This window comes from Paenibacillus sp. EB106-05-06-XG162 (assembly GCF_058791655.1).
Map to the genome: position 1 here is coordinate 576,128 of NZ_JBYTDT010000002.1, position 25,896 is coordinate 602,023.

The 25,896-nt window shown below is 48.6% G+C and carries 27 protein-coding genes; 22 read left to right on the plus strand and 5 right to left on the minus strand.

Annotated elements, in window-relative coordinates; all coding sequences use genetic code 11:
* Positions 1–320: hypothetical protein (locus AC3WU2_RS08445; RefSeq protein WP_492453111.1), on the plus strand; the 320-nt coding region annotated here is incomplete at its 5' end.
* A gap of 27 nt (positions 321–347) precedes the next feature.
* Here the strand turns inward: AC3WU2_RS08445 and AC3WU2_RS08450 are convergent.
* On the minus strand, positions 348–512 hold the full coding sequence (locus tag AC3WU2_RS08450; RefSeq protein WP_492453113.1) for a hypothetical protein: 165 nt from the start codon (positions 510–512) through the stop codon (positions 348–350).
* A 420-nt stretch (positions 513–932) separates the two neighbouring features.
* On the opposite strand from AC3WU2_RS08450, the gene AC3WU2_RS08455 reads away from it, so the two are divergent.
* The 17 genes from AC3WU2_RS08455 to bioC all read left to right on the plus strand — a co-directional run bounded on the left by AC3WU2_RS08455 (position 933) and on the right by bioC (position 17,909).
* The gene (locus AC3WU2_RS08455) at positions 933–1,949 is read left to right on the plus strand and encodes an amidase domain-containing protein (protein ID WP_492453115.1); all 1,017 of its coding nucleotides are present in this window, start codon (positions 933–935) and stop codon (positions 1,947–1,949) included.
* A 67-nt stretch (positions 1,950–2,016) separates the two neighbouring features.
* Entirely contained in the window at positions 2,017–3,147 is a 1,131-nt protein-coding gene (locus AC3WU2_RS08460; RefSeq protein ID WP_492453117.1) for a D-alanine--D-alanine ligase, read from the plus strand.
* A 91-nt stretch (positions 3,148–3,238) separates the two neighbouring features.
* Positions 3,239–3,562: a hypothetical protein gene (locus AC3WU2_RS08465; RefSeq protein ID WP_492453119.1), complete on the plus strand. Its 324-nt coding sequence runs from the start codon at positions 3,239–3,241 to the stop codon at positions 3,560–3,562.
* A gap of 72 nt (positions 3,563–3,634) precedes the next feature.
* Entirely contained in the window at positions 3,635–4,612 is a 978-nt protein-coding gene (gene uvsE / locus AC3WU2_RS08470) for a UV DNA damage repair endonuclease UvsE (protein WP_492453216.1), read from the plus strand.
* A 141-nt stretch (positions 4,613–4,753) separates the two neighbouring features.
* On the plus strand, positions 4,754–5,524 hold the full coding sequence (gene fabI, locus AC3WU2_RS08475) for an enoyl-ACP reductase FabI (protein ID WP_492453121.1): 771 nt from the start codon (positions 4,754–4,756) through the stop codon (positions 5,522–5,524).
* Between the two features lie 232 nt (positions 5,525–5,756).
* Positions 5,757–6,623, plus strand: a complete 867-nt coding sequence (locus AC3WU2_RS08480) for an inositol monophosphatase family protein (RefSeq protein ID WP_379344836.1) — start codon at positions 5,757–5,759, stop codon at positions 6,621–6,623.
* A 95-nt stretch (positions 6,624–6,718) separates the two neighbouring features.
* Positions 6,719–6,961: a hypothetical protein gene (locus AC3WU2_RS08485; protein ID WP_379344838.1), complete on the plus strand. Its 243-nt coding sequence runs from the start codon at positions 6,719–6,721 to the stop codon at positions 6,959–6,961.
* A 75-nt stretch (positions 6,962–7,036) separates the two neighbouring features.
* Positions 7,037–7,825: an ABC transporter ATP-binding protein gene (locus AC3WU2_RS08490; protein WP_492453124.1), complete on the plus strand. Its 789-nt coding sequence runs from the start codon at positions 7,037–7,039 to the stop codon at positions 7,823–7,825.
* Positions 7,826–7,827: 2 nt separating this feature from the next.
* Positions 7,828–9,483, plus strand: coding sequence for a hypothetical protein (locus AC3WU2_RS08495; RefSeq protein WP_492453126.1), 1,656 nt, complete (start codon positions 7,828–7,830; stop codon positions 9,481–9,483).
* A 229-nt stretch (positions 9,484–9,712) separates the two neighbouring features.
* Positions 9,713–10,147, plus strand: coding sequence for a MarR family winged helix-turn-helix transcriptional regulator (locus AC3WU2_RS08500; protein ID WP_492453128.1), 435 nt, complete (start codon positions 9,713–9,715; stop codon positions 10,145–10,147).
* Positions 10,148–10,229: 82 nt separating this feature from the next.
* Positions 10,230–11,894, plus strand: a complete 1,665-nt coding sequence (locus AC3WU2_RS08505; protein WP_492453130.1) for an FAD-dependent oxidoreductase — start codon at positions 10,230–10,232, stop codon at positions 11,892–11,894.
* Between the two features lie 64 nt (positions 11,895–11,958).
* On the plus strand, positions 11,959–13,254 hold the full coding sequence (locus AC3WU2_RS08510; protein WP_492453132.1) for a stalk domain-containing protein: 1,296 nt from the start codon (positions 11,959–11,961) through the stop codon (positions 13,252–13,254).
* 135 nt (positions 13,255–13,389) lie between these two features.
* Positions 13,390–14,115, plus strand: coding sequence for a dethiobiotin synthase (gene bioD, locus AC3WU2_RS08515; RefSeq protein ID WP_492453134.1), 726 nt, complete (start codon positions 13,390–13,392; stop codon positions 14,113–14,115).
* 1 nt (position 14,116) lies between these two features.
* Positions 14,117–15,115: a biotin synthase BioB gene (gene bioB, locus AC3WU2_RS08520; RefSeq protein WP_492453136.1), complete on the plus strand. Its 999-nt coding sequence runs from the start codon at positions 14,117–14,119 to the stop codon at positions 15,113–15,115.
* 20 nt (positions 15,116–15,135) lie between these two features.
* Positions 15,136–16,287, plus strand: a complete 1,152-nt coding sequence (gene bioF / locus AC3WU2_RS08525; protein ID WP_492453138.1) for an 8-amino-7-oxononanoate synthase — start codon at positions 15,136–15,138, stop codon at positions 16,285–16,287.
* 1 nt (position 16,288) lies between these two features.
* A complete protein-coding gene (locus AC3WU2_RS08530; RefSeq protein WP_492453140.1) occupies positions 16,289–17,062 on the plus strand; it encodes an alpha/beta fold hydrolase in 774 nt (257 codons plus the stop codon).
* A complete protein-coding gene (gene bioC / locus AC3WU2_RS08535; RefSeq protein ID WP_492453142.1) occupies positions 17,037–17,909 on the plus strand; it encodes a malonyl-ACP O-methyltransferase BioC in 873 nt (290 codons plus the stop codon). Before AC3WU2_RS08530 ends, bioC begins: the two co-directional genes overlap by 26 nt.
* A 61-nt stretch (positions 17,910–17,970) precedes the next feature.
* On the opposite strand, the gene AC3WU2_RS08540 is transcribed toward bioC, so the two are convergent.
* The 3 genes from AC3WU2_RS08540 to AC3WU2_RS08550 all read right to left on the minus strand — a co-directional run bounded on the left by AC3WU2_RS08540 (position 17,971) and on the right by AC3WU2_RS08550 (position 21,364).
* Positions 17,971–18,660 carry a TerC family protein gene (locus AC3WU2_RS08540; RefSeq protein WP_314587313.1) on the minus strand — a complete coding sequence of 230 codons (690 nt, stop codon included), beginning with the start codon at positions 18,658–18,660 and terminating at the stop codon, positions 17,971–17,973.
* 283 nt (positions 18,661–18,943) lie between these two features.
* Positions 18,944–20,257, minus strand: coding sequence for a glutamate-1-semialdehyde 2,1-aminomutase (locus AC3WU2_RS08545; protein WP_492453144.1), 1,314 nt, complete (start codon positions 20,255–20,257; stop codon positions 18,944–18,946).
* Positions 20,258–20,302: 45 nt separating this feature from the next.
* Positions 20,303–21,364 carry an LCP family protein gene (locus AC3WU2_RS08550; protein ID WP_492453218.1) on the minus strand — a complete coding sequence of 354 codons (1,062 nt, stop codon included), beginning with the start codon at positions 21,362–21,364 and terminating at the stop codon, positions 20,303–20,305.
* Between the two features lie 171 nt (positions 21,365–21,535).
* On the opposite strand from AC3WU2_RS08550, the gene AC3WU2_RS08555 reads away from it, so the two are divergent.
* The 4 genes from AC3WU2_RS08555 to bcp all read left to right on the plus strand — a co-directional run bounded on the left by AC3WU2_RS08555 (position 21,536) and on the right by bcp (position 25,016).
* A complete protein-coding gene (locus tag AC3WU2_RS08555) occupies positions 21,536–22,582 on the plus strand; it encodes an ABC transporter ATP-binding protein (RefSeq protein ID WP_379344866.1) in 1,047 nt (348 codons plus the stop codon).
* Complete coding sequence (locus AC3WU2_RS08560; protein ID WP_492453147.1) at positions 22,575–23,369, plus strand: ABC transporter permease; 795 nt, start codon at positions 22,575–22,577, stop codon at positions 23,367–23,369. The genes AC3WU2_RS08555 and AC3WU2_RS08560 overlap by 8 nt, the downstream gene beginning before the upstream one ends.
* 3 nt (positions 23,370–23,372) lie before the next feature.
* Positions 23,373–24,161 (plus strand): ABC transporter permease, encoded by a 789-nt coding sequence (locus AC3WU2_RS08565; RefSeq protein ID WP_018754923.1) that lies wholly within the window; start codon positions 23,373–23,375, stop codon positions 24,159–24,161.
* Between the two features lie 381 nt (positions 24,162–24,542).
* Entirely contained in the window at positions 24,543–25,016 is a 474-nt protein-coding gene (bcp, locus tag AC3WU2_RS08570; RefSeq protein ID WP_492453149.1) for a thioredoxin-dependent thiol peroxidase, read from the plus strand.
* A gap of 274 nt (positions 25,017–25,290) precedes the next feature.
* On the opposite strand, the gene AC3WU2_RS08575 is transcribed toward bcp, so the two are convergent.
* Positions 25,291–25,887, minus strand: a complete 597-nt coding sequence (locus tag AC3WU2_RS08575) for a DedA family protein (RefSeq protein WP_492453151.1) — start codon at positions 25,885–25,887, stop codon at positions 25,291–25,293.
* Positions 25,888–25,896 lie beyond the last annotated feature (9 nt).

Genomic DNA, 25,896 nt, shown 5'->3' on the forward strand with positions numbered 1-25,896 from the left:
TTGGCTCATTACGCTCCCAAGTGGCTAAAATAGCTGCAAAAACGCAGTTAATTGACTCTTTACGCTCTCAAGTGGTTAAAATAGATGCAGAAACGCAGTTAATTGACTCGTTACACTCCCAAGTGGCTAAAATAGCTGCAGAAATGCAGTTAATTGGCTCATTACGCTCCCAAGTGGCTAAAATAGCTGCAAAAACGCAGTTAATTGACTCTTTACGCTCTCAAGTGGTTGAAATAATTGCAAAAATGCAGTTAATTAGCTCATCGCGTCTCCAAGTGAGAGCTGCAAAAATGCAGTTAAATGACTCGTCGCGCCCCTAAGTGGTTGAAATAGCTGCAAAAATGCAGTTAAATGACTCGTTGCACCCCCAAGTGGCTGAAATGCTGCAGATATGCAGCTAATTGACTTGTTACGCTCCCAAGGGGCTGAAATAACTGCAAATTCGCAGTTAATTGGCTAGTCACGCCTCCGAGTGGCTGAAATAACTGCAGAAATGCAGTTAATTGGCTCATTACGCTCCCAAGTGGACGAAATAACTGCAAAAATGCAGTTAATTCGCTCGTCGCGCCCCCAAGTAGCTAAATTAACTGCAAAAACGCAGTTAATTCGCCCTCTGCTGCCCCGATGGCCGTAAACAACTGCAGAAATGCAGTTGTTTACGGCACGCCGCTCCCCCCAGCCCCCCTCAATGGATGCGCTCAATTGAAAAGTGGCACCCCGCACACCGTAACTCCGAAGAGGGGATAGATATGGGGTGGAGGAGCAACAGCGGCTGGAACCCTATATCCACCCCTCCCCAACGCGCCAATGTAGAAGTCAGCCATCTGCTTTTCAATTTGAGCACACCCATCTCATCCTCATATTTCCCCCCAGCATGTCATATACTGAACCAACCTTGCTTACGGTAAAAATCTTTGGGGAGGTCCTTTGGTATGCGAAAAGATTGGAAAAATGCACTTTATTCCTATGTGAATCAATTCAACCGCACAGAAATCGATTATAGGCAGCCCGCAGATCAAGTTGTGGTGACAGATTTAGATCATTTAATGCGCAAAAGCAACCGCATGCATATGCTAAAGGAATGGTATCAAGCGCGGGAGTCAACGCCGCTTCGCAATGAGACGCGGACGAAGCTGCTGCGGACACGTGAAGGTGAAGGGGAGGTCGTCGTCGATCTGGAGTTTCAGACACGCCGAATCTATGAGAAACGCCATATTGCCCACGTTGAAGAACGATTAGAACAAGAGCGCATTACGCTGAACAAGGATGGCAACACGTGGATTATTACCCGCATTGAGCAGAACATTCCTGAGCGTCATCCCGAGGAACGAAGAACGGAGAAGGAGGAGATTGTGAGTCACCCTGAACAGCAGACATCCGAGCATATCCCATCAATCCCTCTCTTAAATACAGATGTTCTTGGGATGCCCAAATCTTGGCGTGCGAAGCCTTATGCGAGGGAACGTGCGGTGCAATATGCGGATCAGTGGTGGAACGGAAACAACCCGGAATTTCTAGCCTTTGAAGTTGATTGCACGAATTATATCTCACAATGTCTCGTTGCAGGGGGGGGACCAATCCACTATACTGGTAAAAGAGAGACAGGTTGGTGGTACCGGGGTATGGTGAACAACCAGGAAGCTTGGAGTTACAGCTGGGCTGTCGCCAATGCACTGAACAACTATTTGAATCATAGCGATTCGTATTTGCAAGCTGCTCCCGTGGAACGGCCGTCGGATTTACAGCTAGGCGATGTCATTAGTTATGATTGGGATGGTGATGGTCGCTACCAACATAGCGCGATCGTCACAGCATTTGATGCAGGCGGAATGCCGCTTATTAATGCGCACACGACGAATAGCAGACATCGCTACTGGGATTACCGGGATTCATATGCTCATACGGAGCGTACACAATATCGTTTTTTTCATATTATAGATTGGTTCTAATGTCTAACAACAATGAAATAAAGGGCCCAATCGGGCTACAAAACATGTTCTATTGCGGAGGAAAGTCATGAGCGGCATAAAGAAAATACGCGTAGGTCTTATCTACGGAGGCAAATCAGGCGAGCACGAAGTATCTTTATCCACAGCACTTGCAGTGATGAAGGCATTTAATTACGACAAATATGAGATCGTGCCTTTCTATATAACGAAAGACGGCGAATGGCGGAATGGTCCGCTCCTACAAGCGCCGGTAGAGCATTCAGGATTGTTGCAGTATGAAGCAGATAAGAATAAACCGGCAGGATCAGCGATTATGCCTTTGTTCTCGGATGCTAGTCAATCAGTAGGAAGCAGCGGCGTACAGAGTGTTGATGTGATGTTCCCACTGCTTCATGGTACATTTGGTGAAGACGGTACGATTCAAGGATTGTTCGAGATTGCTAATGTGCCATACGTTGGCGCAGGGGTTCTCGCTTCTGCGGTGGGTATGGATAAGGTCATCATGAAGAAATTGTTCGCTCAGGCGGGATTGCCGCAGTGTATGTATCGTTACTTCACACGCAAGCAATGGGAGAAAGACGCGAGCTATCATACGATGGAGATCGAAATATCGCTAGGTTATCCATGCTTCATCAAACCGGCGAATCTTGGTTCCAGTGTCGGCATCTCCAAAGCGCGTAACCGGGAAGAGCTCGTAGCAGCCATCGACCTTGCGCTTCGTTACGACCGTAAAGTCATTGTAGAAGAGTTCATTGATGCGCGTGAGATTGAAGTTAGCGTACTTGGGAATGAGGAGCCGAGAGCTTCGGTACCAGGTGAGATTACGTCTTCAAGTGAATTCTATGATTACCAAGCCAAATATACGGACGGGAATTCTTCGATGATGATTCCGGCGAACATTTCGCCAGAGCTGACAGAGGAACTTCGTTCACTTGCCATTCGTGCGTTCCAGGCGATCGATGGTTCGGGACTATCGCGCGTTGACTTCTTCGTGCAGAAACATGATAACCAGATCATGATTAACGAAGTGAATACGATGCCGGGCTTTACGCCTTACAGTATGTATCCGCTCATGTGGCGTGAGACAGGTGTACCGTATCAGGAACTGTTAGATACATTGATCCAGCTCGCGCTTGAACGTTTTGAAGAGAAGCAGCAGATCGATTTCGGCAATAACAAACCACAGACGGTTGTGTAAGGGTCAATTTTAAAATAAACGTATTTATAGCAGCAGGGAGGTGTTCGCTTCCCTGCTCTATTTTTAACCATATTCTAAGGAGGAACGATTAATGGGATTTCAGACGGAGTTTAATTCAGTGTGCAAGTTCAAATCGGAGCAAGAATTGTACGAGCTGTTAGAATACGGCCGCGGTAAAATGGTGAAGAGCGGATTCCGCGTATTCCCGACAGGTCAGAAGGTCATTGCATATACACCGGATAACCAAGCCATTGCGATCGTGAAGATCGTTGCATCCATTGCAGAGATCAACTTCCAAGGGGAAGAATTGACCGAGGTGGAGATGGAGTTAATCCGCAAGTTGAATGATGAAGAAGCGCGTGTGCAGACGGCGCTCGCGTACGAGATGTTTTTTGGCGATCCTGGTAAAAAGTAACCGGATATGGGCACACTTAGAAGTATGTGAATTTCAACGTACGATAAGGAGGCCCACGCGGTGAAGAAGACAATGCAGGTTCGGTTCGGCTACGTCGCGATGTCTACGGTCATCAAGAACGCATCGCCTTCGCGGACGATGACCTACAAGCAGTTCGAGAAGCTGGGTGACATCGAAGCGGGTTACCGTCGATTAGAACGAATAGCAGAAGAGAACCTGCACAATACGCTGCGGCTGCTGAAGCATAACCGAATGCATGACATTCATCTCTACAGGATGTCATCGAAACTGATCCCCCTTGCGACACATCAATCCCTTCAGGATTGGGATCCTTTCCCCTATCTGAAGCCAGCATTCTCGGCCATTGGCGACTATGCGAATCAAGCAGGCATGCGTCTGTCTTTCCATCCCGATCATTTCACCGTATTTAGTACCCCACGAGAAGAAGTTCTTCGTCATTCGATTCGCGATCTAACGCATCATGTTAGGATGCTTGATGCAATGGGATTGGATGATCGCGCGAAAAATAATATTCATATTGGCGGTGCATACGGGGACAAAGCGACAGCAGGCGCACGGTTCATTCATCAGTTCTCCAAGCTTGACCCCACACTAAAGCGGCGAGTGACCCTAGAAAATGATGATAAGACATTTAATGCGGTAGAGACTCTTCAGATTAGTGAGAAGCTTCGATTGCCCATGGTGCTCGATATTCATCATCAATGGGTGAATAATGAAGGCGAACGGCCCCAAGATCTATGGCCGCGTATTCACGCGACATGGCGTGAGGAACATGTAGTGCTGCCGCCTAAAATTCATGTATCGAGCCCCAAGAGTGATAAAGATCTTCGAGGACATGCCGATTATGTGCAAGTCGAGCCGCTGCTTCACTTTATGCGGGCGATTGCTCCAATCACGACGCATCTGGATGTGATGATTGAAGCGAAGATGAAGGATGGTGCGCTATTCAAGCTTATGGACGATCTGAAGCAATATACGAATGATGGCGTTACGATAAAGGATCAAGCTAGCGTTGAGATTGAGGGATAATTTGGTAAAACAACCATATAACGTATAAAATACTTGAAATTCGCCTGTAAATAAGGTAATTTGGACAAAGGACTGGTTGTTAGCTGGTACGATTCGAAGAATGGACAAGCTAGGAATCGGTGAGAGGAGGAAAAGGAAGAAATGAGTCAATTATTAGCAGGTAAAAATATTGTAGTCATGGGTGTCGCTAACGATCGCAGTATCGCATGGGCGATTGCACAATCCTTAGCGGCGCAAGGTGCACGTCTAGCATTTACATATGAGAGTGAACGGGTACAGGAACGGGTAGGTAAGCTTGCAGCTACAATCCCGAATTCAGTTATACTTCCATGCAACGTAACGGTGGATGAGGAAATTGATACCCTCGCAACACAACTAAAAGAAGAATTCGGCGTTCTTCACGGTGTCGTACATAGTATTGCATTCGCGAAGGCGGAAGAGCTTGAAGGATTATACGCGAATACATCCCGTGCTGGATTTGCGTTAGCACATGACATTAGCGCGTACTCGCTTGTTGCGGTATCACAGCGATTGTATCCGTTAATGACAGAGGGCGGCAGCATCATGACGATGACGTATCTTGGTGCAGAGCGTGCCATGAAGAACTACAACGTGATGGGTGTTGCGAAGGCAGCGCTTGAAGCGTCCGTTCGTTACCTTGCCAATGACCTCGGTCAATACAACATTCGCGTGAACGCGGTATCGGCTGGTCCAATCCGTACACTTGCTGCGAAAGGGATTAAAGATTTCAACTCGATTCTGCGTGAAGTGGAAGAGAAAGCACCGCTTCGTCGTACGACAGAAACGGCTGAAGTTGGTGATACGGCGATGTTCTTAATTAGCCCGTTATCCCGCGGAATTACAGGCGAAGTGATCTATGTCGATGGTGGGTTCCACATCGTAGGCGTGTAGCGTTTCGCCATTCAAGTTCAAGAGTTCGTTTCTACAACATAGCGCCTTTGAGACGCTTAGGAGAAACGGACTTTTTTGCTCTCAGGCTACAGGCCGTAACCATAATGATCACTTGAGATGTGCATGAGTTGGATTTTGCGCGCATATCGTAATCGTGACGAAACTTGCTGATCCCTAGAGCGTATACTTTGTATATGGATAGGAGATTCAATAGGAAAGTAGAGTGATAGCCTTGAATCAAACGAACCAAGAGCCGTATGTGGTTAGCAGTAAAAGTTTTACCGCCGTGGCCATTAATTGCGCTGCGAAGGCAGGAGAATGGATTAAGAGCAAATTAGGAAACTATGAAAAATTGGATATAAAAACCTCGTCGCATGATTTAGTGACCGAAGTGGATAAAGGCGCAGAAAAACTCATTCGCCGCTTAATCATGACACATTTTCCCGATCACTCTTTTCTAGGTGAAGAGAGTACGGGTGTCGGCGCAGCTGCAGCGACTTCCGCATTGAATGAAGTGAAGCAGTCCGATTATTTGTGGATCGTAGATCCGATCGACGGAACGACGAACTTCGTGCATGGATTACCGCTATATTCGGTATCCATTGCGTTAGCGCATAAAGGGGAAGTCATTGTAGGCGTGATCTATGATCCGGCGCGTGATGAGTTGTTCGTCGCGGAGAAGGGCAAGGGAGCCTATGTTCATGGCGTGCGAATGAAGGTCTCCCAAGAAGAGAATCTTGAGAGCAGCCTGATCGCAACAGGTTTCCCAACAGACCGAGATGTATTGCTGCCGCTCAATTTGGCAGGTATTCAAGCGGTTGCACCGCGCGTTCGCAACATTCGTACGATTGGATCTGCCGCGCTTAGCCTTGCTTACGTGGCGACAGGACGCTTAAGCGGATTCTGGGAGTTGAATTTGAATGCTTGGGATCTGGCGGCTGGCGTATTGCTTATTCAGGAATCCGGTGGCAAGGTGACGGACACTGCAGGCAATCCGTATCATCTTGGGGTGCGTCATGTCCTGGCAACCAATGGTCATATCCATGAGGAGTTGCAACAGGTGCTGGCAGAAGCCAATGTAACAGGGTTAGATCGTTAATTTCACACATCGATTGAGCTAGTCCGGTGAAGACTATATGCGTAGTAAGTTGCAGAACAACGCATATTTAGTAGACAAAGGAAGGGTTCTGAAACATGGATAAACAACGTCAAAACCAATCGGCTCAAGAACTAGAACAGCAGCTGAGCGACATGTTGACTGAAGGCGAGATGGAAGCGGTTGATCGCAAAGCGCAAGAACGCGCACAAATATCTCCGAAATACGAAATTCGAATTCAGACGGAGCTGGATCCCATTCGAGAAGAGACGAAGAAGTTCCGCAGCATGGCGAAGGAAGTCGACGGTCGATATGATCGGTATGTGAAAGACAAAGAATAGCGCACCAGAAGAGCAAAGAGGCTTACGTTTCTTTGCTTTTTTGTCTATGCGGACGGCGTGAGAGGGGATTTGGGGATGAACACAGAACAATCCGTAGTATCTATTCGTGATTTATATATGGCTTATGGGACCAAAACCGTACTCCAGAACATTGATCTTGATGTCTATCCAGGGCAGATCATTGGATATATTGGGCCGAATGGGGCAGGCAAGAGTACGACGGTGAAGATTATGTTAGGCCTTGTAACGGGGTATTTGGGCGAAATTCAATTGTTCGGTCAGGATATTGCTAATGGAGATCTGCAGTATCGGAACCGGATCGGATACGTACCTGAGGTTGTAGATATTTACGACAATTTAACGGCGAGTGAATATTTAACGTTTATTGGCGAGTTGTATGGGATGTCATGGGAGCATGCGAATCGCAAAGCAAGCAGATTGATGGAGCAGTTCGGCCTAGCGGCAGATGTCTTTCATAAGCCGATCGCATCGTATTCCAAAGGCATGAAGCAGAAGGTAATGTTGATCTCCAGTTTGTTACATAATCCGGATTTGCTATTTTTAGACGAGCCCTTGAGTGGGCTTGATGCGAATAGTGTCATGGTCGTCAAAGAAATTCTGGCGCAGCTAGCAGCTCAAGGGAAGACGATCTTCTACTCCTCGCATATTATGGACGTCGTTGAGAAGATTAGCCACCGAATTGTGCTGCTCAATGGCGGAAGGATCGTCGCAGACGGGACATTCGATGAGCTGAAGGAACGCAATCACGAAGGAACCTTGGAAGAGATCTTCAATGAACTGACAGGCTTTCACGAGCACAAATCGATTGCCGAGGATTTCGTATCCATCGTGCAAGAGGTGTAGCGATGCAGGAATTCAGAGTGTTGAAGATCTTAGATCGTTGCCAAGGGTTATTCGCGAAGGTAGGCGTTGATTATCCTGTCATGCGCAAAATTTTACAAGTGAAGCTTCTGATGGATCGTCGGCGAGTTCCGACGGTGCTCACGATGATGTCCAAGAAGAAGCAGCAGGACGATATGCTGACGGAGACGAACTATTTTGGCAAATCGTTAGTAGTGTATGGGTTTATTGGGTGCATGATGATTCCGTTCCTGATGCTCGGCAACCAACCGATGCTCCAGATGAGCGTTATCTTCAGTATGATGTTGTTCATGATGACGACTTCAATGATCTCCGATTTCTCTTCGGTGCTGCTCGATGTTCGGGATAAGTCCATTCTGAGTACGAAGGCTGTCCACCCGCGAACGATTAGTATGGCGAAAGCGCTCCATATCGGCAATTATCTGGTCATTATCACCGCTGTGTTGATGGCGCCGGTATGGATTGTGTCAATCATCCGGTACGGTGTACTCTTTGGGGTGGTTTTTCTCGTAGAGATTATTCTACTGGATCTACTCATTCTTGTTCTTACTGCACTGGTCTATTTCGGCGTACTCCGAATCTTTGATGGCGAGAAGCTGAAGGATATGATTAATTATGTGCAAATAGGCCTCTCCGTCGGACTCGTCATTGGTTATCAGATTGTGATTCGATCCTTCGATCTGGTGCAGATCGATTTCGAATGGGTGCCGGCGTGGTGGAACATGCTGCTCCCGCCGATTTGGTACGCGGCGCCGTTCGCGCTGCTCCAAGGAGCGACAGATTCGTATTTGATTGCGATGACGATCCTCGCGATTTGCGTTCCGATTCTTGCGGTGGCGGTCTATATCCGTACGCTCCCGAGGTTCGAGCAGCATCTCATGAAGTTGACCTACCAAGGGGAAGGCGGAGGAGGAACGCGCCGCCCTGTGCTGCACGCGTTGGCGAAGGTGCTCTGTACATCGCGGGAAGAGCAAGCTTTCTTCCGGTTTGTACTCCGAATGTTCGGGAGCGAGCGGGAGTTTAAACTCAAAGTCTATCCATCGCTCGGGATCGCCTTCATACTGCCGTTTATTCTACTCTTCAATACGCTGCGGAGCGGGGGGTTCGCGGAGTTGAGCTCGAGTTCGCTGTACTATACGATATATTTCGGTCTAACGATTATCCCGACCTGTATCGCAATGGCGAGATTCTCTGGTCGACATAAGGGGGCTTGGATCTATCATGTGGCTCCAGTTCAAGATATTACGGCATTCCATCGCGCGGTGTCCAAAGCGGTCTTGCTGCGAATGTTCATGCCTGTGTTCCTGGTGCAGGCGATCATCTTCATCGCGTTGTTCGGAGGCCATATCATTCTCGATCTCTTCATCGTCATATTGAATGCGATCGTCTATACGAGCCTGTGCTACAAATATATGTCCAAGTCGCTGCCGTTCTCGGAGCCCATGGCAGAATCCCAGCAAGCCTCTGGGTGGGGGATCATGCCTTATCTGCTTATGATCGTCCCGTTCGTCGTAGTACACTTTGGCAGCACGTTGTTGCCATATGGATCCTATCTCTATCTGGCCGTGTTAGTCGTGAGCAGTATCTGGATTTGGACGGGGGGAAAAGGCAAAGAGAGACAGGTAAATATTAACGCTTAGCGCGTAGGATAAAAAAGGCACTCCTTCATCGATATCGATGAAGTAAAGTGCCTTTTTCTGTGTGGATCGATTTGACGAGTACTTGGATGGTCTCATACAGAGACCGCTTCTTCACGTGCCGATGTTAGCTGTGAGAAGTGTATTATTTAGAAAAATATGGGTTTACAACGATTTATCTTACGAGTAGAATTCTTATTAGTAAGATATTTTTTTGACTCGCAGAAAGAGGGTGGACCGCATCCAGAAGCAAGATATTCATCACATTTACAGCATGTATAACGTCCTTGGACGGCGATGGATGACGGATTGGAATAAGCGTACAACCATGAATGTACCTCACACGCATTTTATGGCGCTTGAAATATTGGAGTTGGAAGGGCCGCAACGTGCGACGGTACTCGCGAACACGCTTGCGATTACCTCTGGCGGTGTCACCGTGATGACCGACAAACTGGTGAAGAACGAGCTAGTGAAGCGTGTCATGCAAGAGGATGATCGGCGTGTCGTTATGCTCGAAATCACGGAGAAGGGTAGAGCAGTGTTATTCGAATTGCAAGAGCAGCGGACCATCATGATTGATAGCCTCATGAAAGATTTGACGGAGTCCGAAGTGCAAGAATTGCTCCGCATTTATAAGAAGCTGATTGATGCACATCAAGATTAGCGATTCAATCGGATTCAGCAGCAACGCTGTTGAATTCCATCATTTTCTGTAAGCGTATACATTATTGAAAGGAGATCGGTCGATGGGTAATACGTGGGATGCAAGCTATGATGTCGTCGTCGTAGGTTCGGGTGCAGGGGGATTAGCGGCAGCGTTGACAGCAAGATTGAAGGGATTGTCTGCACTTGTTATTGAGAAGACCGCTTTATTCGGTGGCTCTAGCTCCTTATCGGGCGGGGCCATCTGGGTACCGACGAATCACTATTTGGCGGAAGCGGGTCTAGGCGATACGTGGGAGAAAGCACAAGCTTATCTGGATGCTACGGTTGGAGATCGTGTACCGAAGGTTCGGAAAGAGGCTTATGTGAAACGCGGTGCGGAGATGGTGCGTTATTTGCACGATAATACGGAGCATGTTCGCTTCAAGTACATCCCGGGCTATTCCGATTATTATCCAGAAGCGCCGGGTGGATTTCCGCAAGGACGTTCTGTAGAACCACTGATCTTCGATCTGAACAAACTCGGTGAAGAACGGAAGAATATGCGACGCGCCAATCTGCCAACGTATGGTATTGTCATGAATGCCTTTGAATTTCATAAAGTAAATATGATTACAAGAACATGGGTGGGCAAAAAAACCTCGTTGAAACTCGGTATGCGATTAATTCGAAGCGTTGTAACAGGTGCTCGTCTGTCTTCACTTGGTGAAGCATTGATCGGCCGACTGCGTAGATCGTTAATGGATGTGCAGGGAGAAGTCTGGGTGAAGACGGCTTTTCAAGACTATGTGATGGACGATGGGCGTGTTGTCGGCCTTATTGCTGTGCGGGATGGCAAGCAGATGCGAATTGAAGCGAAGAAAGGCGTGATCCTGGCTTCGGGCGGATTCTCTCACAACCAGAAAATGCGTGAGCAATATCTTCCGCTTCCGACGTCGGAGAAATGGACTTCAGCCTCGGAAGGGCAGACAGGCGATTTGATCGAGGCATCGTTACGTATTGGTGCTACGCTGGATCTCATGGATCGGGTATGGGGGGCGCCTTCGGTTATACCTCCGGGTCAGGCACCGTATTTCCTAGTCGCAGAGCGTGCGCTACCGAACATGATGGTCGTCAATGGCGCGGGTGAACGTTATTTGAATGAAGCGGTGCCTTATCATGAATTCGTGGATCAGATGTATAAGAACGATAAGCCGGAAACACGAACGACACCGTCATGGATCATTATCGATAAGACGACGAAGAGCCGGTATATTTTCTTAGGATTATTCCCGGGTCAGCCATTCCCTAAGAAATGGTTCGATAATGGCTTCATCAAGCAAGGAAATACACCAACTGAGCTGGCTCAAGCGATGGGGGTGCCTGCCGATAAGCTGACAGCAACGTTCGAACGATTTAATCGCGATGCGCGGCAGGGCAAAGATACAGCGTTCCATCGCGGCGATAGTGCTTATGACCGTTATTATGGCGATCCGACCTACCCAAATCCGAACTTGGCTCCACTTGAGAACGGTCCATACTATGCTGTACCAATTTATCCGGGCGATATTGGTACGAAAGGCGGTATCGTAACGGATGAGTATGCGCGTGCCCTAGATTCGGCTGGGTTACCGATCCCTGGTCTATTCGCCACAGGCAACTGTTCTGCCGCCGTCATGGGAGAGACATATCCAGGGCCGGGAGCGACCTTGGGGCCTTCAATGACATTTGGCTATGTTGCGGCGTCATTCATGGCAGACCATAAGTAAAGCAGAACCTGATTATGGTATAATAAATCGATAGATTCATAGATTGGTGTCGAGGTGAAATGTAATGAAATATCAACCACGAACGAAGCGTAGAGCTATCGCGGTGGCAGTGATGGCATGTATGCTCTGCATGAGCTGGGCGGGTGGTGCCTACGCGGCCATTCCTGCGGGAAGTGCAGTAGAGGCGAAGGATACTCAAGCTGCTGAGTCTGAGCTGCGTTATGTCGCACTCGGCGATTCACTCACCGTAGGATTCGAGCCGCAGCTGCTCAAGGAGAAGAACCCCGTTCCTTATGGCTTCGTTGATCGGGTCTTGGAGCAAGCATTGTACAAGGGCAGAGCGAAATTAAGCAATTATGGCATTCTCGGGTTAACGAGCGAAGGACTGCGTATTTACGTGAAGGCGATTCAATCCGGTCAGACGTTCAAGTATGCCGATCTTAAATCCATCGCAGCAGATCCGCGGGCTGCTTCAATCGAGCAAGGCATTGCACAGGCCAAAGCTGATATTGACCAAGCCAATGTCATTACGATTACGATCGGTGGTAATGATTTTGGTGCTTTACTGAACGAAATGAGTGATTTGGCAGATGACAAGGCTAAAGGTTTGGTTGATGGTCTGATCGAGCAGTACACAACGAATGTCACGGAAACGGTAAAAATGCTTAAGACGATGAATCCCAAGGCGACGATTATTATCGCAGATCAATATCAGCCTTTGCCGAAATACCAGCGTGAAGCGTTGTATCAGAAATTGATGGGTATCGCAGACCAATTTACAAGCACCATAGACGGCATAACGAAGGCCCTCTCGGATGACGGGACGGAGATCAAAGTCGCACATGTTGCCGAACTGTTCAAAGGCAGAGAAGGTGAGTTAACACATACTAACTTGATGGAACAAGATATTCATCCGACGCAAAAAGGGTATGAGTTGATGGCGAAGTCGTTCGCAGAGTCGATCTGGGGAACCTATCGTGAACCGAAACCAGACAGCACAGGAGCGACGACGATTGTTGTGAAAGGGCAAGAGCTCGCAACAAAAAACCTGCCAACGGTAAGGAACAATCGGACATTCGTGGCCATCAAAGACATCGTCGATGCGATGGGGGTAACCTCCAAGTGGGATAACAAAACATCAACCGCAACCATTACATATGGCGACCGCGTCCTGACACTGCCGATTGGCTCGAAATCTGCATCGGTGAATGGGCAACAGCTTGTCGTAGATGCTCCAGCCTTCCTGCTCAAGGTTGGGCAAGAACAGAAAACCTATGTTCCACTCCGTCTGCTCGCTGACGGATTAGGCTTCCAGATTGAGAATCGGACTAAAGCACATACGGTATTTATTAATCCATAATTCCGAAGAACTTCCGTCATTGCACTGGGTACGTGTGGTGAACGGAAGTTTTTGTCTATTTTAATTGTTAACCTAATACATTATAATTGGTTGACAATTAGAATTTCATAGACGACAATATGAGGTGCATTAGCGATGAACAGCAGAAGAGGATTATTCATAACAGGAACCGATACCGATGTCGGTAAAACGCAAGTGGCTTACGGCGTTGCTGCGGCATTAACGCACCATCTCGGCATCGACGATGTGAGGATGTGGAAGCCTGTGCAGACGGGGGTAAGCGTCGGAGAAGAGAATGCGGATAGCTATCGATTACGGCATGGAAGCCGGATCGGGAATCAGCAGGAAGAAGATATCGTTTCGATTACTTTACCTGATCCTTTAGCCCCTTGGATCGCGGCGCGGAGAAGCGGTTTAACGCTGGATTACCATCACTTGGTTGAGGAAGGCAAGACAAGGCTTGCACAAGGCGGCATGTGGATGGTGGAAGGGGCTGGCGGATTAGGCGTTCCGTTAACCAAGCAGCATCTGATGTTAGATTTGGCGAAGGATTTAGCGCTTCCCTTGTTGATCGTAGCTAGAGCGGGGTTAGGTACTGTGAATCACGCCTTGCAGACGATTGCGTATGCAAGACAGGCAGAGGTCGAGATCGCAGGCATCATTCTGAATGGATATCAAGATGGGAAAGAAGCGAATGTCAAAGACAACGCGATGATGATTGAAGCGTTCGGGGATGTTCCTGTGCTTGGGATTTTGCCTTGGATGACTGAAGAGGCTGACGATGCATGGCGAATGGCTTGGGCCGCAACTGTTGCTGAACGTGTGAATTTGCATCAACTTATTGGATTGGAGAGGAATTGAAATGAGCGAATTACTAACAAAAATCGATTGGAATACATATGCCGACAAGGCTTTAAATGGAGAACGGTTAACAAAAGAAGAAGCATTATCAGTACTTACCGCAGACGATGATGAATTGCTCGCAATTATGCATGCAGCATTCCGTGTGCGTAAGCATTATTTCGGCAAGAAAGTAAAACTGAATCTAATCATCAATGCAAAGAGCGGGCTATGTCCAGAGGATTGCGGTTATTGCTCCCAATCGATTGTCTCCACAGCACCGGTGAAGAAATATCCGCTGCTTGAGAAGGATGTCCTCGTCGATGGTGCGCGTAAAGCGATGGAGATGCAGGCAGGAACCTACTGTATCGTAGCGAGTGGCAAGGGACCGACGCCTCGTGAATTAGATCAAGTTATTGCCGCTGTCGAAGAGATCAAATCCACGATGCCGATGAAGATCTGTGCATGCCTTGGCATTCTGTCACAGGATCAAGCGAATCGTCTGAAGACAGCGGGGGTTGATCGCTACAATCATAACTTGAACACGAGTTCGGGGCATTTCTCGAGCATTACGAAAACACATACCTACGATGATCGTGTAACGACGGTTGAGAGTGCCAAAGCAGCCGGGATGTCTCCTTGCTCAGGATGCATTGTTGGGATGGGCGAGTCGAAGGAAGATGTTGTTGATGTCGCTTACGCGCTTCGTGAGCTCGATGCCGATTCCATTCCGGTTAACTTTTTGAATTCGATCCCAGGAACACCGCTTGAATCTCTTAAACATTTGAATCCACGCTACTGTCTGAAAGTACTTGCGCTGTTCCGGTTCATCTGTCCGGATAAGGAGATTCGTGCTTCGGGTGGTCGCGAGGTCAATTTAAGATCGCTGCAGCCGCTCGCACTGTATGCCGCGAACTCGGTCTTCGTCGGTGATTACTTGACGACAGAGGGTCAAGAGGCAACAGACGATCATCGCATGATCGAAGATATGGGCTTTGAGATTGAGTTATGTGCGCTATAAATGTTGGAAAGTGGGGATGGATGCAGGAGGAACTGGATCGATTGCAAGGGGAGCATCTGAGCCGGCAGTTGGTGGCAACGAAGCTTCATCCGAGAGGCTTTCTGGAACGCCAAGGGCAGCGAATGCTCAATTTGGCTTCCAATGATTATTTGGGTCTTGCGTCCGAATCGGCAGATCGATCGGAACTATCCAATATGAATTCCCTATCTGGAGCAGGCGCCTCTCGGCTTGTTGCAGGGAATGATCCGATTTATGAGCAGTTCGAACAAGAATTTGCTGCCTTCAAAGGAACGGAGCGATGTCTGTTGTTCAGCAGCGGGTATATGGCGAACATGGGGATTATTCCTGCCCTCGTAGGAAGGCATGACTGCGTCTTCAGTGATCGGTTGAATCATGCCAGTATTGTGGATGGGATTCTGTTAAGTCGTGCGGAACATGTGCGTTATCGTCACCGGGATCTGAACCAACTGGAGGGCCAGCTGAAGAAAGCGCCGAAGGAATCACGCAAACTGATCGTCACGGATACCATCTTCAGTATGGACGGCACGCTCGCACCGCTTCATGATCTTGTTACGCTGAAGGATCGTTACGGAGCCATGTTGATGGTGGATGAAGCCCATAGCGGCGGGATCTATGGTAGCGAAGGGCAAGGCTTGGTCCATACGATGGGGCTGCAAGATCACGTGGAAGTACAGATGGGAACATTCAGCAAAGCCTATGGGGGCTGTGGTGCTTATGTTGCGGGAGATGCGATCTTGATTCAATTCCTGCTCAATCGTGCACGCACGTTCATTTACAATACTGCCCTACCGCCAATGGTTATTTATGCCGTGCGAGCGAATTGGTTGCGTGCTAGGCAAGAAGCTTGGCGGCGCAAGGCTCTGCTGGCACGGACACAGCAATTCCGCACCGCATTGCAGGCAGCAGGGTTCGATACGGGAGCAAGTGAGAGTCAGATCATACCGCTAATGATAGGAAATAATGCTCAGGCGATCGCCTATAGTGAGGCGCTGCAAGCGGAGGGAATCGCAGCTGTGGCGATTAGGCCGCCTACCGTGCCGCAAGGGACATCCCGGATCCGTTTCACGTTAATGGCAACGCATAAGGAACAAGATTTGGATTGGGCGGCCCATTGCATGATTGAACTTGGCCAGCAGATGGAGTTGATATGACATGACGGAGCAGCATTTATATTGGATTCATGGTTATGGAACTTCGTCGGAGGTGTGGAAGGATGTCGTATCGGAGTTAACGGAGTTCAATCATTCGTTTGCTAGCTTCCAAACTTGCTATACGGTTGAGGACTTTCGTAAGGCCGTGCAGGAGGACATTCAAGGTATCCTCGAATCCACGAAGCCAGCGGATCTTCATATCATCGGCTGGTCGATGGGCGGCATGCTCGGGATTGAGGCGTTAGCGCATGATGATCTGAATGGGCTGGCAAGGGAACTCGGGTCGATGATCCTTGTTGCCTCGTCGCTTCAGTTCGTTACGGCGAACCGAGAGCAAGGTTGGCCAAGACGCGTCGTCGAACGGATGTGCAAGAAGATGGCAGTGGAGCCGGAGGCGACAGTGAAGGCCTTTCAAGCTTCGCTGCTTACTGATGAAGAACGGGCGCAGCTGATCGACGCGCAGGAAGATGGTCATCGTCATACGATGCCGCATGATTATACGGAGGCAGGCTTGGTTGCGGGGCTGCAATATTTGCTCGATACCGATTTGCACGAAGACTGGATGAAGTTAATGCAGCAACCGGTGAATTTACATTGGATTCATGGCACGCGAGATGATGTGTGTCCAGTTGGCGCTATACCGTCGAATCTTCCAGCTGAACAGATTACATATGTATCGAATGCAGGGCATATGCCTTTTCATGTTCAACGGGGTTTATTTTTAACAACATTAAGGAGAAGACTTTGCGATGGGAACAACATTACAAATGGATAAAGAGCGAGTCCGCCGCAACTTCGACCGCCATGCCGGGCAATATGACCAATACGCCGTCGTTCAGCGGTGGATGGCAGAACGACTGCTTGCTTATGTGTCAGACTGGGCGAAGGGACGGAGCGTGTCGCGAATCCTAGAAATCGGCTGCGGAACAGGGATTGTTACAGCAGAGCTCAGCCGGTTATTCCCACAGGCGCACATCACGGCGCTTGATCTCTCCGAGCGTATGGTCGAAGAGACGCGGAAGCGGTTAGGGGAAGATGCATCCAATGTAACTTTCATCATCGCAGATGCGGAGGAGTGGGCGTGCGCACAAAAGTTGCAAGACCAGAAGGCTCACCTTTCGCAGAAAATCACATATGATGTTATTGTGTCGTCTGCGGTTTTCCAATGGTTTAATGACCCGCAGCGAACTTGTAGATCCTTGCAGCAATTGTTAGCCCTAGACGGGTTGTTCGCTTTTGCTACGTTCGCAGGCGAGACATTTCATGAATTACACCGATCCTTCGCCGCAGCTGAATCTAAGCTTGGACTACCAATGATACCGCATGGGCAATCCTATCCGAACGGATCAGATTGGCAGCAGATGTTTGGTGATCAGGGCTTATTTCGTTGGGATCAGCAGGAGTACATCCTCACCTATCGAGATGTCATGGCGTTCTTGCATAGCGTGAAGCGAGTCGGTGCATCAAATGCGGTGAAGCAAACGGACAGTTTAGGCGGTAGTCGTGCGTTATTTCAAGCGATGTGTGCGTATTATGAACAGCACTTTGCTGCGAGCAGCGGGGAAGGGATTCAAGTCACTTATGATGTTGGATTCGGAACCTACCTTCACCAAGAAAGATAAGTGAACATAATAAAGGCACCGCATGACTAGACTTTCTAGTGCATGAGATGCCTTTCTAATCCTATGCTTGAGGTTCTGTATGCGGCTTGACGCCAGCTCTGCGACGTTTGATGAGAAGCCCAGTAATGACGACCGCGGCTACGACCAGAATTTCGAATCCATATTTGATCGCGGGATTCGTGAAGAATGGTTTCATGAACGATTCGCCGACGATCATCTTCGACGCTGTCCAACCGAGGACCGCTGAACCGATGGTAATAATAATCGGATACTTCTCCATGAACTTTAAGACAATCGTACTTCCCCAGACAACGATTGGTACCGAAATCGCGAGTCCAAGAATGACGAGCAAGAAGCTGTTATGAGCTGCACCTGCGACAGCGAGCACGTTATCGAGACCCATCACAGCATCTGCGATAATGATCGTTCGAATAGCGGCCCAGAGGCTCTGACCGGATTCGACGTTGTGTTCTTTCTCCTCGACCATCAGCTTGACGGCGATCCAGAGAAGGACGAGTCCCCCCGCAATCAGCAAGCCTGGGATTTTGAGCAACCAGACGACAACTAATGTTGCTGCGGCCCGAATGGCAATTGCACCGACGGTCCCCCAAATAATCACTTTCTTCTGTTTATCCTTTGGCAAGTTACGCGCCGCTAGACCAATAACGATGGCATTATCGCCTGCGAGAACAAGGTCGATCATGACGATTGCGAGCAATGCTGACCAAAACTCCATTGAGAAAAAATCCATAATTCCAACTCCTCCAATAAAGATATAATAAAAAACGCCGTTACCCTCTATGGTAACGGCGTCTAATCTAGACAATAAAAAAGAGACCTTTACCATAGGTGGCAAAGGTCTCGCAAACAACATGATCGTTGCCAATAAAGCCGGGGAAGACGATTCCCGTAATGACGACTTTACTGTTACTTGCTACTCCCCTTTGGAGACGTATTGAATTGTCTCTATCCTATCACACAAGCCACGATTTTTCAATCTTCCAAAGATAACAATTTGATGTTACATTGGCGAATTATCGGACGGACATGTGATAGAAAGCGGTGTTAGCAGCTTCAATCGTTTTTGCGATGTCATCCTCTGTGTGCTCGGTTGTTAGGAACCAGGCTTCATATTTTGAAGGAGCGAGGCAAATGCCTTGGGACAGCATACCACGGAAGAACTGAGCGAATAGCTCGCCGTCGGATTGCTGTGCTTCTTCATAGTTTGTCACAGGATGATCACAAAAATGCGTAGAGAATGAACCGCGAATACGATTAATGGTCAAAGGTACGCCGTGCTTGCGCGCAGCGTCTTCGAGGCCGACTGTGAGCGCCTTGGCAAGTGCATCCATACGCTCATACGTGCCTGGTGCCTGCAGGACTTGCAGGCATGCAATCCCTGCAGCGATGGAGGCTGGGTTGCCCGCCATCGTGCCGGCTTGGTAAGCAGGTCCGAGCGGTGCGACCTGCTCCATGACGTGCTTGCGGCCGCCGTACGCACCGATCGGTAGGCCGCCGCCAATGATTTTGCCGAGCGCCGTCAAATCCGGCTCGATCGCGGCAAAATCATCGAACGCAGCGAACGTTTGCGTGCTGCCGTAATGGAAGCGGAACGCGCTGATGACTTCGTCATAGATGACCAGCGCGCCGAACTGCCGCGTGATACGGCAGAGGCCTTCCAAGAAGCCTGGTGCAGGCATGACCATTCCGAAGTTGCCGACGATCGGCTCGACCATCACGGCTGCGACATCGTCGCCCCAGCGCTCAAGCGCGGACTCCAAGGCGTTCAGATCATTGAACGGCACCGTGATGACCTCTTGTGCAATACTAGCTGGAATTCCTGCGCTATCAGGAATTCCCAGCGTAGAAGGGCCGGATCCCGCAGCGACAAGCACAAGATCGGAATGCCCATGGTAACAACCGGCGAATTTAATGATTTTATTCCGTTTCGTATAGGCACGCGCCACACGAATGGTTGTCATAACCGCTTCCGTCCCTGAGTTGACGAAACGCACTTTATCGAGGGAAGGGATCGCATCCTTCAGCATCTTTGCGAATTCGACCTCAAGCGTCGTCGGTGTACCGTACAACGTACCGTTCTGTGCTGCGCGTGTAATGGCTTCCGTAACATGCGGATGTGCATGACCAACGATAATGGGGCCGTAGGCCGCCAAGTAATCAATATATTTATTGCCGTCAACATCCCAGAAATAAGCACCTTGACCGCGTTCCATGAAGACGGGAGCGCCGCCGCCAACGGCCTTGAAGGATCTGGAAGGGCTATTCACCCCGCCTACGATATGGGTTAAAGCTTCTTGATACCAATGTTCTGAACGTTCTCGATTCATTGCATATTCTCCTTAAGACTTCGAATATATAGTGTCTGTGTTGTGTTACTTCTTAGATGTGCTGGCATTCGAATCTGTCTTCTCCGTTGTTCCGTTCGTTGTGCCTGTGTCTGTCGTTTTTCCACCTGCGCCCGTCGTTGCTGGCGGCTCAGGTGCATTGTCTTTCGTGAATGTCTCTTGAACGAATTCCTTCAACTTATCGAAATCTTTGACGCCAATGACGGCTGCGCCGCCTGCTTTTTCTTCAGCAATCATATCCATTGGAGGAATTTGCACACTGCTGCCGACCTTCGTATCATAACCAAGGGCTGCGAGTTTCCACATGTCATCGATCGTGAGATTCGTCTCGATGAACGGATTCACTTGCTCGAGAATATCCGGCAATTTCATAATCGACCATGTCGATTGCATTTTCGCAGCGACGGCTTTCAAGAACTCGCGTTGACGCTCCGTTCGGGTAAAGTCAGACATCGCATCGTGACGGAATCGAACATATTGGAGAGCTGATTTCCCATCGAGATGCTGCATCCCTTTTTTCAGATCAATATCATATTCGTGTTTATCCGCTTTACTGCTGTATTTCATATCTTTCTCAACCTCGAAGTCAATGCCGCCAATCGCATCGATCAATGCAATGAAGCCTTTGAAGTCAACATAGACATAATATTGAATCGGAATTCCCATGACATCGCTAACGGTTTTCATCGCAAGGTTCGGTCCGCCAATCGCTAGCGCGGCATTGATCCGCTCTTTGCCATGGTCTGGAATATCAACATACGTATCCCGAAGGATGGAGAATAGCGTTCCTTTTTTCGTTACGGGATCAACGGATGCAATCATCAAGGAGTCGGAACGAGGAACCTCATTCTTCGCGAGCCCCCTGGAATCGCCTCCTAAGAGTAATATGTTAACGCGCTCCGTGCCTGTCCATTCCGGAGGCTTGATTTCTTCGACTTGCGTATTATTTTTAAAGATAGAGTCCTCTGGGTTCTTGTTCATATTGTCGAGACCTTTGTACATGCGGTACGCATAGATGCCGGCAAAAATCAGTACAATAGCAAGTATTGTAATGCTGGAGTAGGTAATCCATTTTGCCCGTTTGCTCATCTTTTTCATAAAATGTTGCCTTCATTCCTTTCTTCTCTATGAATTTTAAGAATAATAAATGGTTTTGCAAGATGATCTATTTAAAGTATCATTACATTATAGTTTTTTTTTTGGAGAAAAATCAAATGAATTGTCGTTTTTTAGGCATTGTACCAGGAGGTTGCTAGAATCGTGTTAGCCATAGATGTAAAAGATTTGCGCAAGGAATTTAATGTGCAGAAGAACCGTGAAGGCGTCAAGGGCGCGATGCTGGACTTGTTCCGTCGTGAATATACCAAGGTCCGTGCGGTGAAAGATATATCCTTTCAGATTCCGAAAGGCGAAATTTGCGGCTATATTGGCGAGAATGGCGCAGGTAAATCGACAACGATTAAGATGCTGACGGGGATCCTCGTACCGACCTCTGGCGATATTCGGGTGAACGGCTTCGTTCCTTATCAAGAGCGTGAGAAGTTCGTACGTGGGATCGGTGTCGTATTCGGTCAACGGAGTCAGTTATGGTGGGATATCGGTGTGATCGAGTCGTTCCAGCTGCTTCGTAAAGTCTATCGCGTTCCCGAAGCAGAATTTAAGAAGCGTCTGGATGAGCTTGTCGAGCGCCTACAGTTGCAGGACTTGCTGAATCGCCCAGTACGGAAGCTTAGTCTCGGGCAGCGTATGCGTTGTGAGCTCGTTGCTTCCTTATTGCATAACCCATCGATCGTGTTCTTGGATGAGCCAACGATTGGTCTCGACATTGTCGTGAAGACGGAGATTCGGGAATTCCTGAAGCAGATGAATCAGCGCTATGAGACGACCATTTTGCTCACGACACATGATCTACAAGATATTGAAGCCCTCTGTTCGCGCGTCATTATGCTCGATGATGGGCGAATTATCTACGATGGAGGTCTGGATGAGCTAAAGGCGAAGTGGGGTAAAGGACGCGAGGTTCAGTTCCAATTCGCAGCACCTTTCCAACTGGAGCAGCTACAATTCTTGACCGCTGGGCTTGAGGTAGCTTGGTCCATTGAGAACGAATATACCGCCAAAGTATGGATTCCGCTCGAAGTGAACGTATCGGATGTGCTGAGCCGCGTCGTCGGCACGACGGAGATTACGGACATTAAGATTATCGAGACGAATACCGATGATATCGTTCGCGAGATTTATAAGTCAGGGTCTGCAGAGGAGTCGAAGCTGCATTTGCTGGGTGATGAGAAGGTGTCGAATGTTTAGCGCTTATCTCGATTTTATCCGTATTCGCTTCCTCATGATGCTGGCTTATCGCGTCAATTATTATAGCGGCATTCTCATTTATACGCTCAATATTGGTGTCTATTATTTCACCTGGCAGGCGATCTACGGGTCGCAGCAGACGCTCGGCGGGTTCACCGCTGATCAGATGACGACCTATGTCGCGGTATCTTGGATGGCCCGTGCATTTTACTTCAATAACTTGGATCGGGAGATTGCGAACGACATTCGGGACGGCAGTGTCGCGATTCAGTTCATACGTCCGTATAACTACGTCTTCGTCAAAATGATGCAAGGTCTTGGCGAGGGCTTGTTCCGCCTGTTGCTCTTCATGGGCCCGGGGATGATCATTGCGTGCCTCTTGTTCCCCGTGAAGCTGCCGACCGATCCTGCGGCATGGACAGCCTTTCTTTTTATGTTATTAATGAGCTTCTTAATTAATTCGCAAATTAATATTTTCACCGGACTGCTCTCATTTTTTGTGGAAAACAACGAAGGCATGATGCGGATGAAACGCGTGCTTGTTGACCTGTTCTCTGGCGTGATCGTGCCGATTAGCTTATTCCCGGGCTGGTTGTCCGGCATCATGAAGTTCCTGCCGTTCCAAGCGATTACGTTCTTGCCGAGTTCGGTGTTCACGGGACGGATTCAAGGAACAGGCATTTGGCAAGTTCTAGGGGTCCAGCTGTTATGGTTTACGATTCTAATTCTTCCGATCTTCCTCATGTGGCGCAGCGCGCGGCATCGGTTGTTCGTACAGGGGGGTTAGAGCATGGTATTCTATACATCGTTAATCTGGGAATATATGAAGAACTATATCAAGACGAAGCTGACGTATCGTGCAGATTTCTGGGTCGAGGTGCTGTCGGACTTATTGTTCCAAGCGACGAATCTGATCTTTATTCTGGTCATTTTCCAGCATACCGACTCGCTCGGCGGCTGGTCGGAAGCAGAAGTGGTGTTCGTCTATGGGTACTTCATGATCCCTTATGGGATCTTCATGTCATTCATTAATTTATGGGGCTTTAGTGAACGCTATATTGTCAAAGGGGAGATGGACCGCGTCCTGACGCGTCCCGCACATAGTCTCTTTCAGGTGATTTTGGAAAATATCGATCCGCCATCCATCATTGGATCGTTCGTCGGTGCGGTCATTCTCGGCATCTGCTGGGTACAGCTCGATATTCCGTTCGGAATCGTGGAGTTATTGGTGCTCATCGTCATGGTCATCGGTTCCGTGATGATCTATACCGGTGTGTATACGGCTTTAACGGCGATTTCGTTCTTCTCCGATGCACCGACAGGTATTCTGCCGTTGATGTTCAACATCCAAGGGTACGGGCGCTACCCGATTACGATCTATAATCGTCTGATTCAAGTCGTGCTGACTTGGATTGCACCGTTCGCCTTCGTCGGCGTCTATCCGGCATCGTATTTCCTCGATCAGGAGATCACGAAGTCGTTCGCGCTGCTGACGCCGGTGATGGGGATCGTGTTCCTCACCGGGGGGATCTTGTTCTGGAACTACGGCGTGCGCAAATACCGCGGCGCCGGGTCTTAAGATAGGAAGTTAAAAAAACGAAATTTGATCACGATGATTTTTCAAAGAAGTATTTTCTGCATCGAATATTGCATTCAGCTTCGAAGTCCGTTGCTCATTTAGGTTTCCCCTAAACTCCGCTACTCCTTCTTCAGCTTCAAGCAATCTTCTCGGTGCTGAAATCTCGATTTTTTAACTTTATTGAACTTACAAATCTAGGAGCACGGAGCGGAGCAGCTGAAATCGTACTGGAGAAGCGATAGCGTTCGCCTTTGTCTTCGGATTTCACCCTTGTGAGGTTCAGTCCAATCAAGAAATCCGAAGACAACAGCCGATCGGAAGTACGATTCAGGTGCGGAGCGGATGATGTAGCAACGGTCAAATGAGTAAGGAGGGAATAGAATGGCAGATTTGCAAATAGGACAACGCATTCCTGATTTTACACTGCCCGCATCGAACGGAGAGCAGGTCTCGCTGCATGATTATCGCGGGAAGAAGCTTGTGATTTACTTTTATCCGAAAAGCTCAACGCCGGCCTGTACGCAGGAATCGTGTGAGTTCCGCGACTTCAGCGGGGAGTTCGCTAAGCATAATACGGTGGTCATCGGGATTAGCGGCGACGAGACGAAGGCACATTTGAAATTCATCGCGAAAAATGAGCTGCCATTCCTGCTGCTTGCGGATACGGAGCATGAGGTTAGTCGGCTCTTTGGTGTCTGGCAGTGGAAGAAGCTGTACGGCCATGAGTTCGAAGGTATCGTCCGTTCGACGTTCGTAGTGGATGAAGAGGGAAGACTCGCTGCGGAATGGCGCAAAGTGCGCGTCAAAGGGCATGTGGAAGCGGTACTGGAAACCGTGAAGCAGATGAAAACATAAATGATCCAAAGAAAACAGGGTGTGTCGACGTCATCGACATACCCTGTTTTTTGTCGAGAGCATTGTAGCTAACGAATCGTAGAGTGCTTATTACCCGAGAAGTGGAGTCTACTTGGGGGCTAACGAATCCCAGAGTGCTTATTTGACCCAATACGGGCGTTTCACGGCTCATTTTCTTAAAATAGCGATGCTGAGATTCGTTACAGCAGAAAATCGCCATTTTTTCGCCGAATAAGGTCTGCTGGGTTCGTTAGCCGACACTTCAGCGTTCATTTCATTTTCCAAACAGCCGTTTGCGATATTTAATCAATACGAAAATCACCAAAATGACGATAACGCCAATGGCAACATACAGCGCATTGTGCTCGACGAGTTTGAAGATTCTGTTCCACTGGGGTCCGAAAAATTTGCCGAGCCAGATGAATACAATGACCCAGAACAAAGCGCCAGTATAAGCGTAGATCGCGAACTTTCTGAAAGGCAATCGAATGATGCCTGCAAAATATCCTGTGAAATGACGCACGCCGGGGATGAAATAACCGATAAAGATAAGTCCATTGCCGTATTTGCCGAACCATTTCTCTGTTTTTTCAACTTTCCCTGTACTTAGGAAGAACCACTTACCGTATTTGCGAATGAAGGGCATCCCAACCGCGTGTCCGATGAAGTAAGTAATGGTCATCCCAATCGTAGTACCGAAAAATGCGACAATGATGAGGATCATCCAATTCAACTTGCCCATATAGGACAAATACCCTGCAAAGGCCATCGTCGTCTCTCCGGGAAAAGGCAGTGCGATGAACTCAAGTAGGAGTCCGAAAAAAAGTACGAAATAGCCGTATTCATGGAACAACTGCTCAATTTGGTGCATCCAGCGAAT

Excerpts from the sequence above, each read along its gene's own strand:
- AC3WU2_RS08460 (WP_492453117.1), top strand. The coding sequence starts at position 2,017 with ATGAGCGGCATAAAGAAAATACGCGTAGGTCTTATCTACGGAGGCAAA.
- AC3WU2_RS08575 (WP_492453151.1), bottom strand. The coding sequence starts at position 25,887 with ATGCACCAAATTGAGCAGTTGTTCCATGAATACGGCTATTTCGTACTT.
- bioB (WP_492453136.1), top strand. The coding sequence starts at position 14,117 with ATGAGCGAATTACTAACAAAAATCGATTGGAATACATATGCCGACAAG.
- AC3WU2_RS08495 (WP_492453126.1), top strand. The coding sequence starts at position 7,828 with ATGCAGGAATTCAGAGTGTTGAAGATCTTAGATCGTTGCCAAGGGTTA.
- AC3WU2_RS08545 (WP_492453144.1), bottom strand. The coding sequence starts at position 20,257 with ATGAATCGAGAACGTTCAGAACATTGGTATCAAGAAGCTTTAACCCAT.
- AC3WU2_RS08505 (WP_492453130.1), top strand. The coding sequence starts at position 10,230 with ATGGGTAATACGTGGGATGCAAGCTATGATGTCGTCGTCGTAGGTTCG.
- AC3WU2_RS08490 (WP_492453124.1), top strand. The coding sequence starts at position 7,037 with ATGAACACAGAACAATCCGTAGTATCTATTCGTGATTTATATATGGCT.
- bioC (WP_492453142.1), top strand. The coding sequence starts at position 17,037 with ATGGGAACAACATTACAAATGGATAAAGAGCGAGTCCGCCGCAACTTC.
- AC3WU2_RS08465 (WP_492453119.1), top strand. The coding sequence starts at position 3,239 with ATGGGATTTCAGACGGAGTTTAATTCAGTGTGCAAGTTCAAATCGGAG.
- AC3WU2_RS08530 (WP_492453140.1), top strand. The coding sequence starts at position 16,289 with ATGACGGAGCAGCATTTATATTGGATTCATGGTTATGGAACTTCGTCG.
- AC3WU2_RS08550 (WP_492453218.1), bottom strand. The coding sequence starts at position 21,364 with ATGAGCAAACGGGCAAAATGGATTACCTACTCCAGCATTACAATACTT.
- AC3WU2_RS08510 (WP_492453132.1), top strand. The coding sequence starts at position 11,959 with ATGAAATATCAACCACGAACGAAGCGTAGAGCTATCGCGGTGGCAGTG.
- fabI (WP_492453121.1), top strand. The coding sequence starts at position 4,754 with ATGAGTCAATTATTAGCAGGTAAAAATATTGTAGTCATGGGTGTCGCT.
- AC3WU2_RS08540 (WP_314587313.1), bottom strand. The coding sequence starts at position 18,660 with ATGGATTTTTTCTCAATGGAGTTTTGGTCAGCATTGCTCGCAATCGTC.
- bioD (WP_492453134.1), top strand. The coding sequence starts at position 13,390 with ATGAACAGCAGAAGAGGATTATTCATAACAGGAACCGATACCGATGTC.
- AC3WU2_RS08560 (WP_492453147.1), top strand. The coding sequence starts at position 22,575 with ATGTTTAGCGCTTATCTCGATTTTATCCGTATTCGCTTCCTCATGATG.
- AC3WU2_RS08450 (WP_492453113.1), bottom strand. The coding sequence starts at position 512 with ATGAGCCAATTAACTGCATTTCTGCAGTTATTTCAGCCACTCGGAGGC.
- bcp (WP_492453149.1), top strand. The coding sequence starts at position 24,543 with ATGGCAGATTTGCAAATAGGACAACGCATTCCTGATTTTACACTGCCC.
- AC3WU2_RS08485 (WP_379344838.1), top strand. The coding sequence starts at position 6,719 with ATGGATAAACAACGTCAAAACCAATCGGCTCAAGAACTAGAACAGCAG.
- AC3WU2_RS08565 (WP_018754923.1), top strand. The coding sequence starts at position 23,373 with ATGGTATTCTATACATCGTTAATCTGGGAATATATGAAGAACTATATC.
- bioF (WP_492453138.1), top strand. The coding sequence starts at position 15,136 with ATGCAGGAGGAACTGGATCGATTGCAAGGGGAGCATCTGAGCCGGCAG.
- uvsE (WP_492453216.1), top strand. The coding sequence starts at position 3,635 with ATGCAGGTTCGGTTCGGCTACGTCGCGATGTCTACGGTCATCAAGAAC.
- AC3WU2_RS08455 (WP_492453115.1), top strand. The coding sequence starts at position 933 with ATGCGAAAAGATTGGAAAAATGCACTTTATTCCTATGTGAATCAATTC.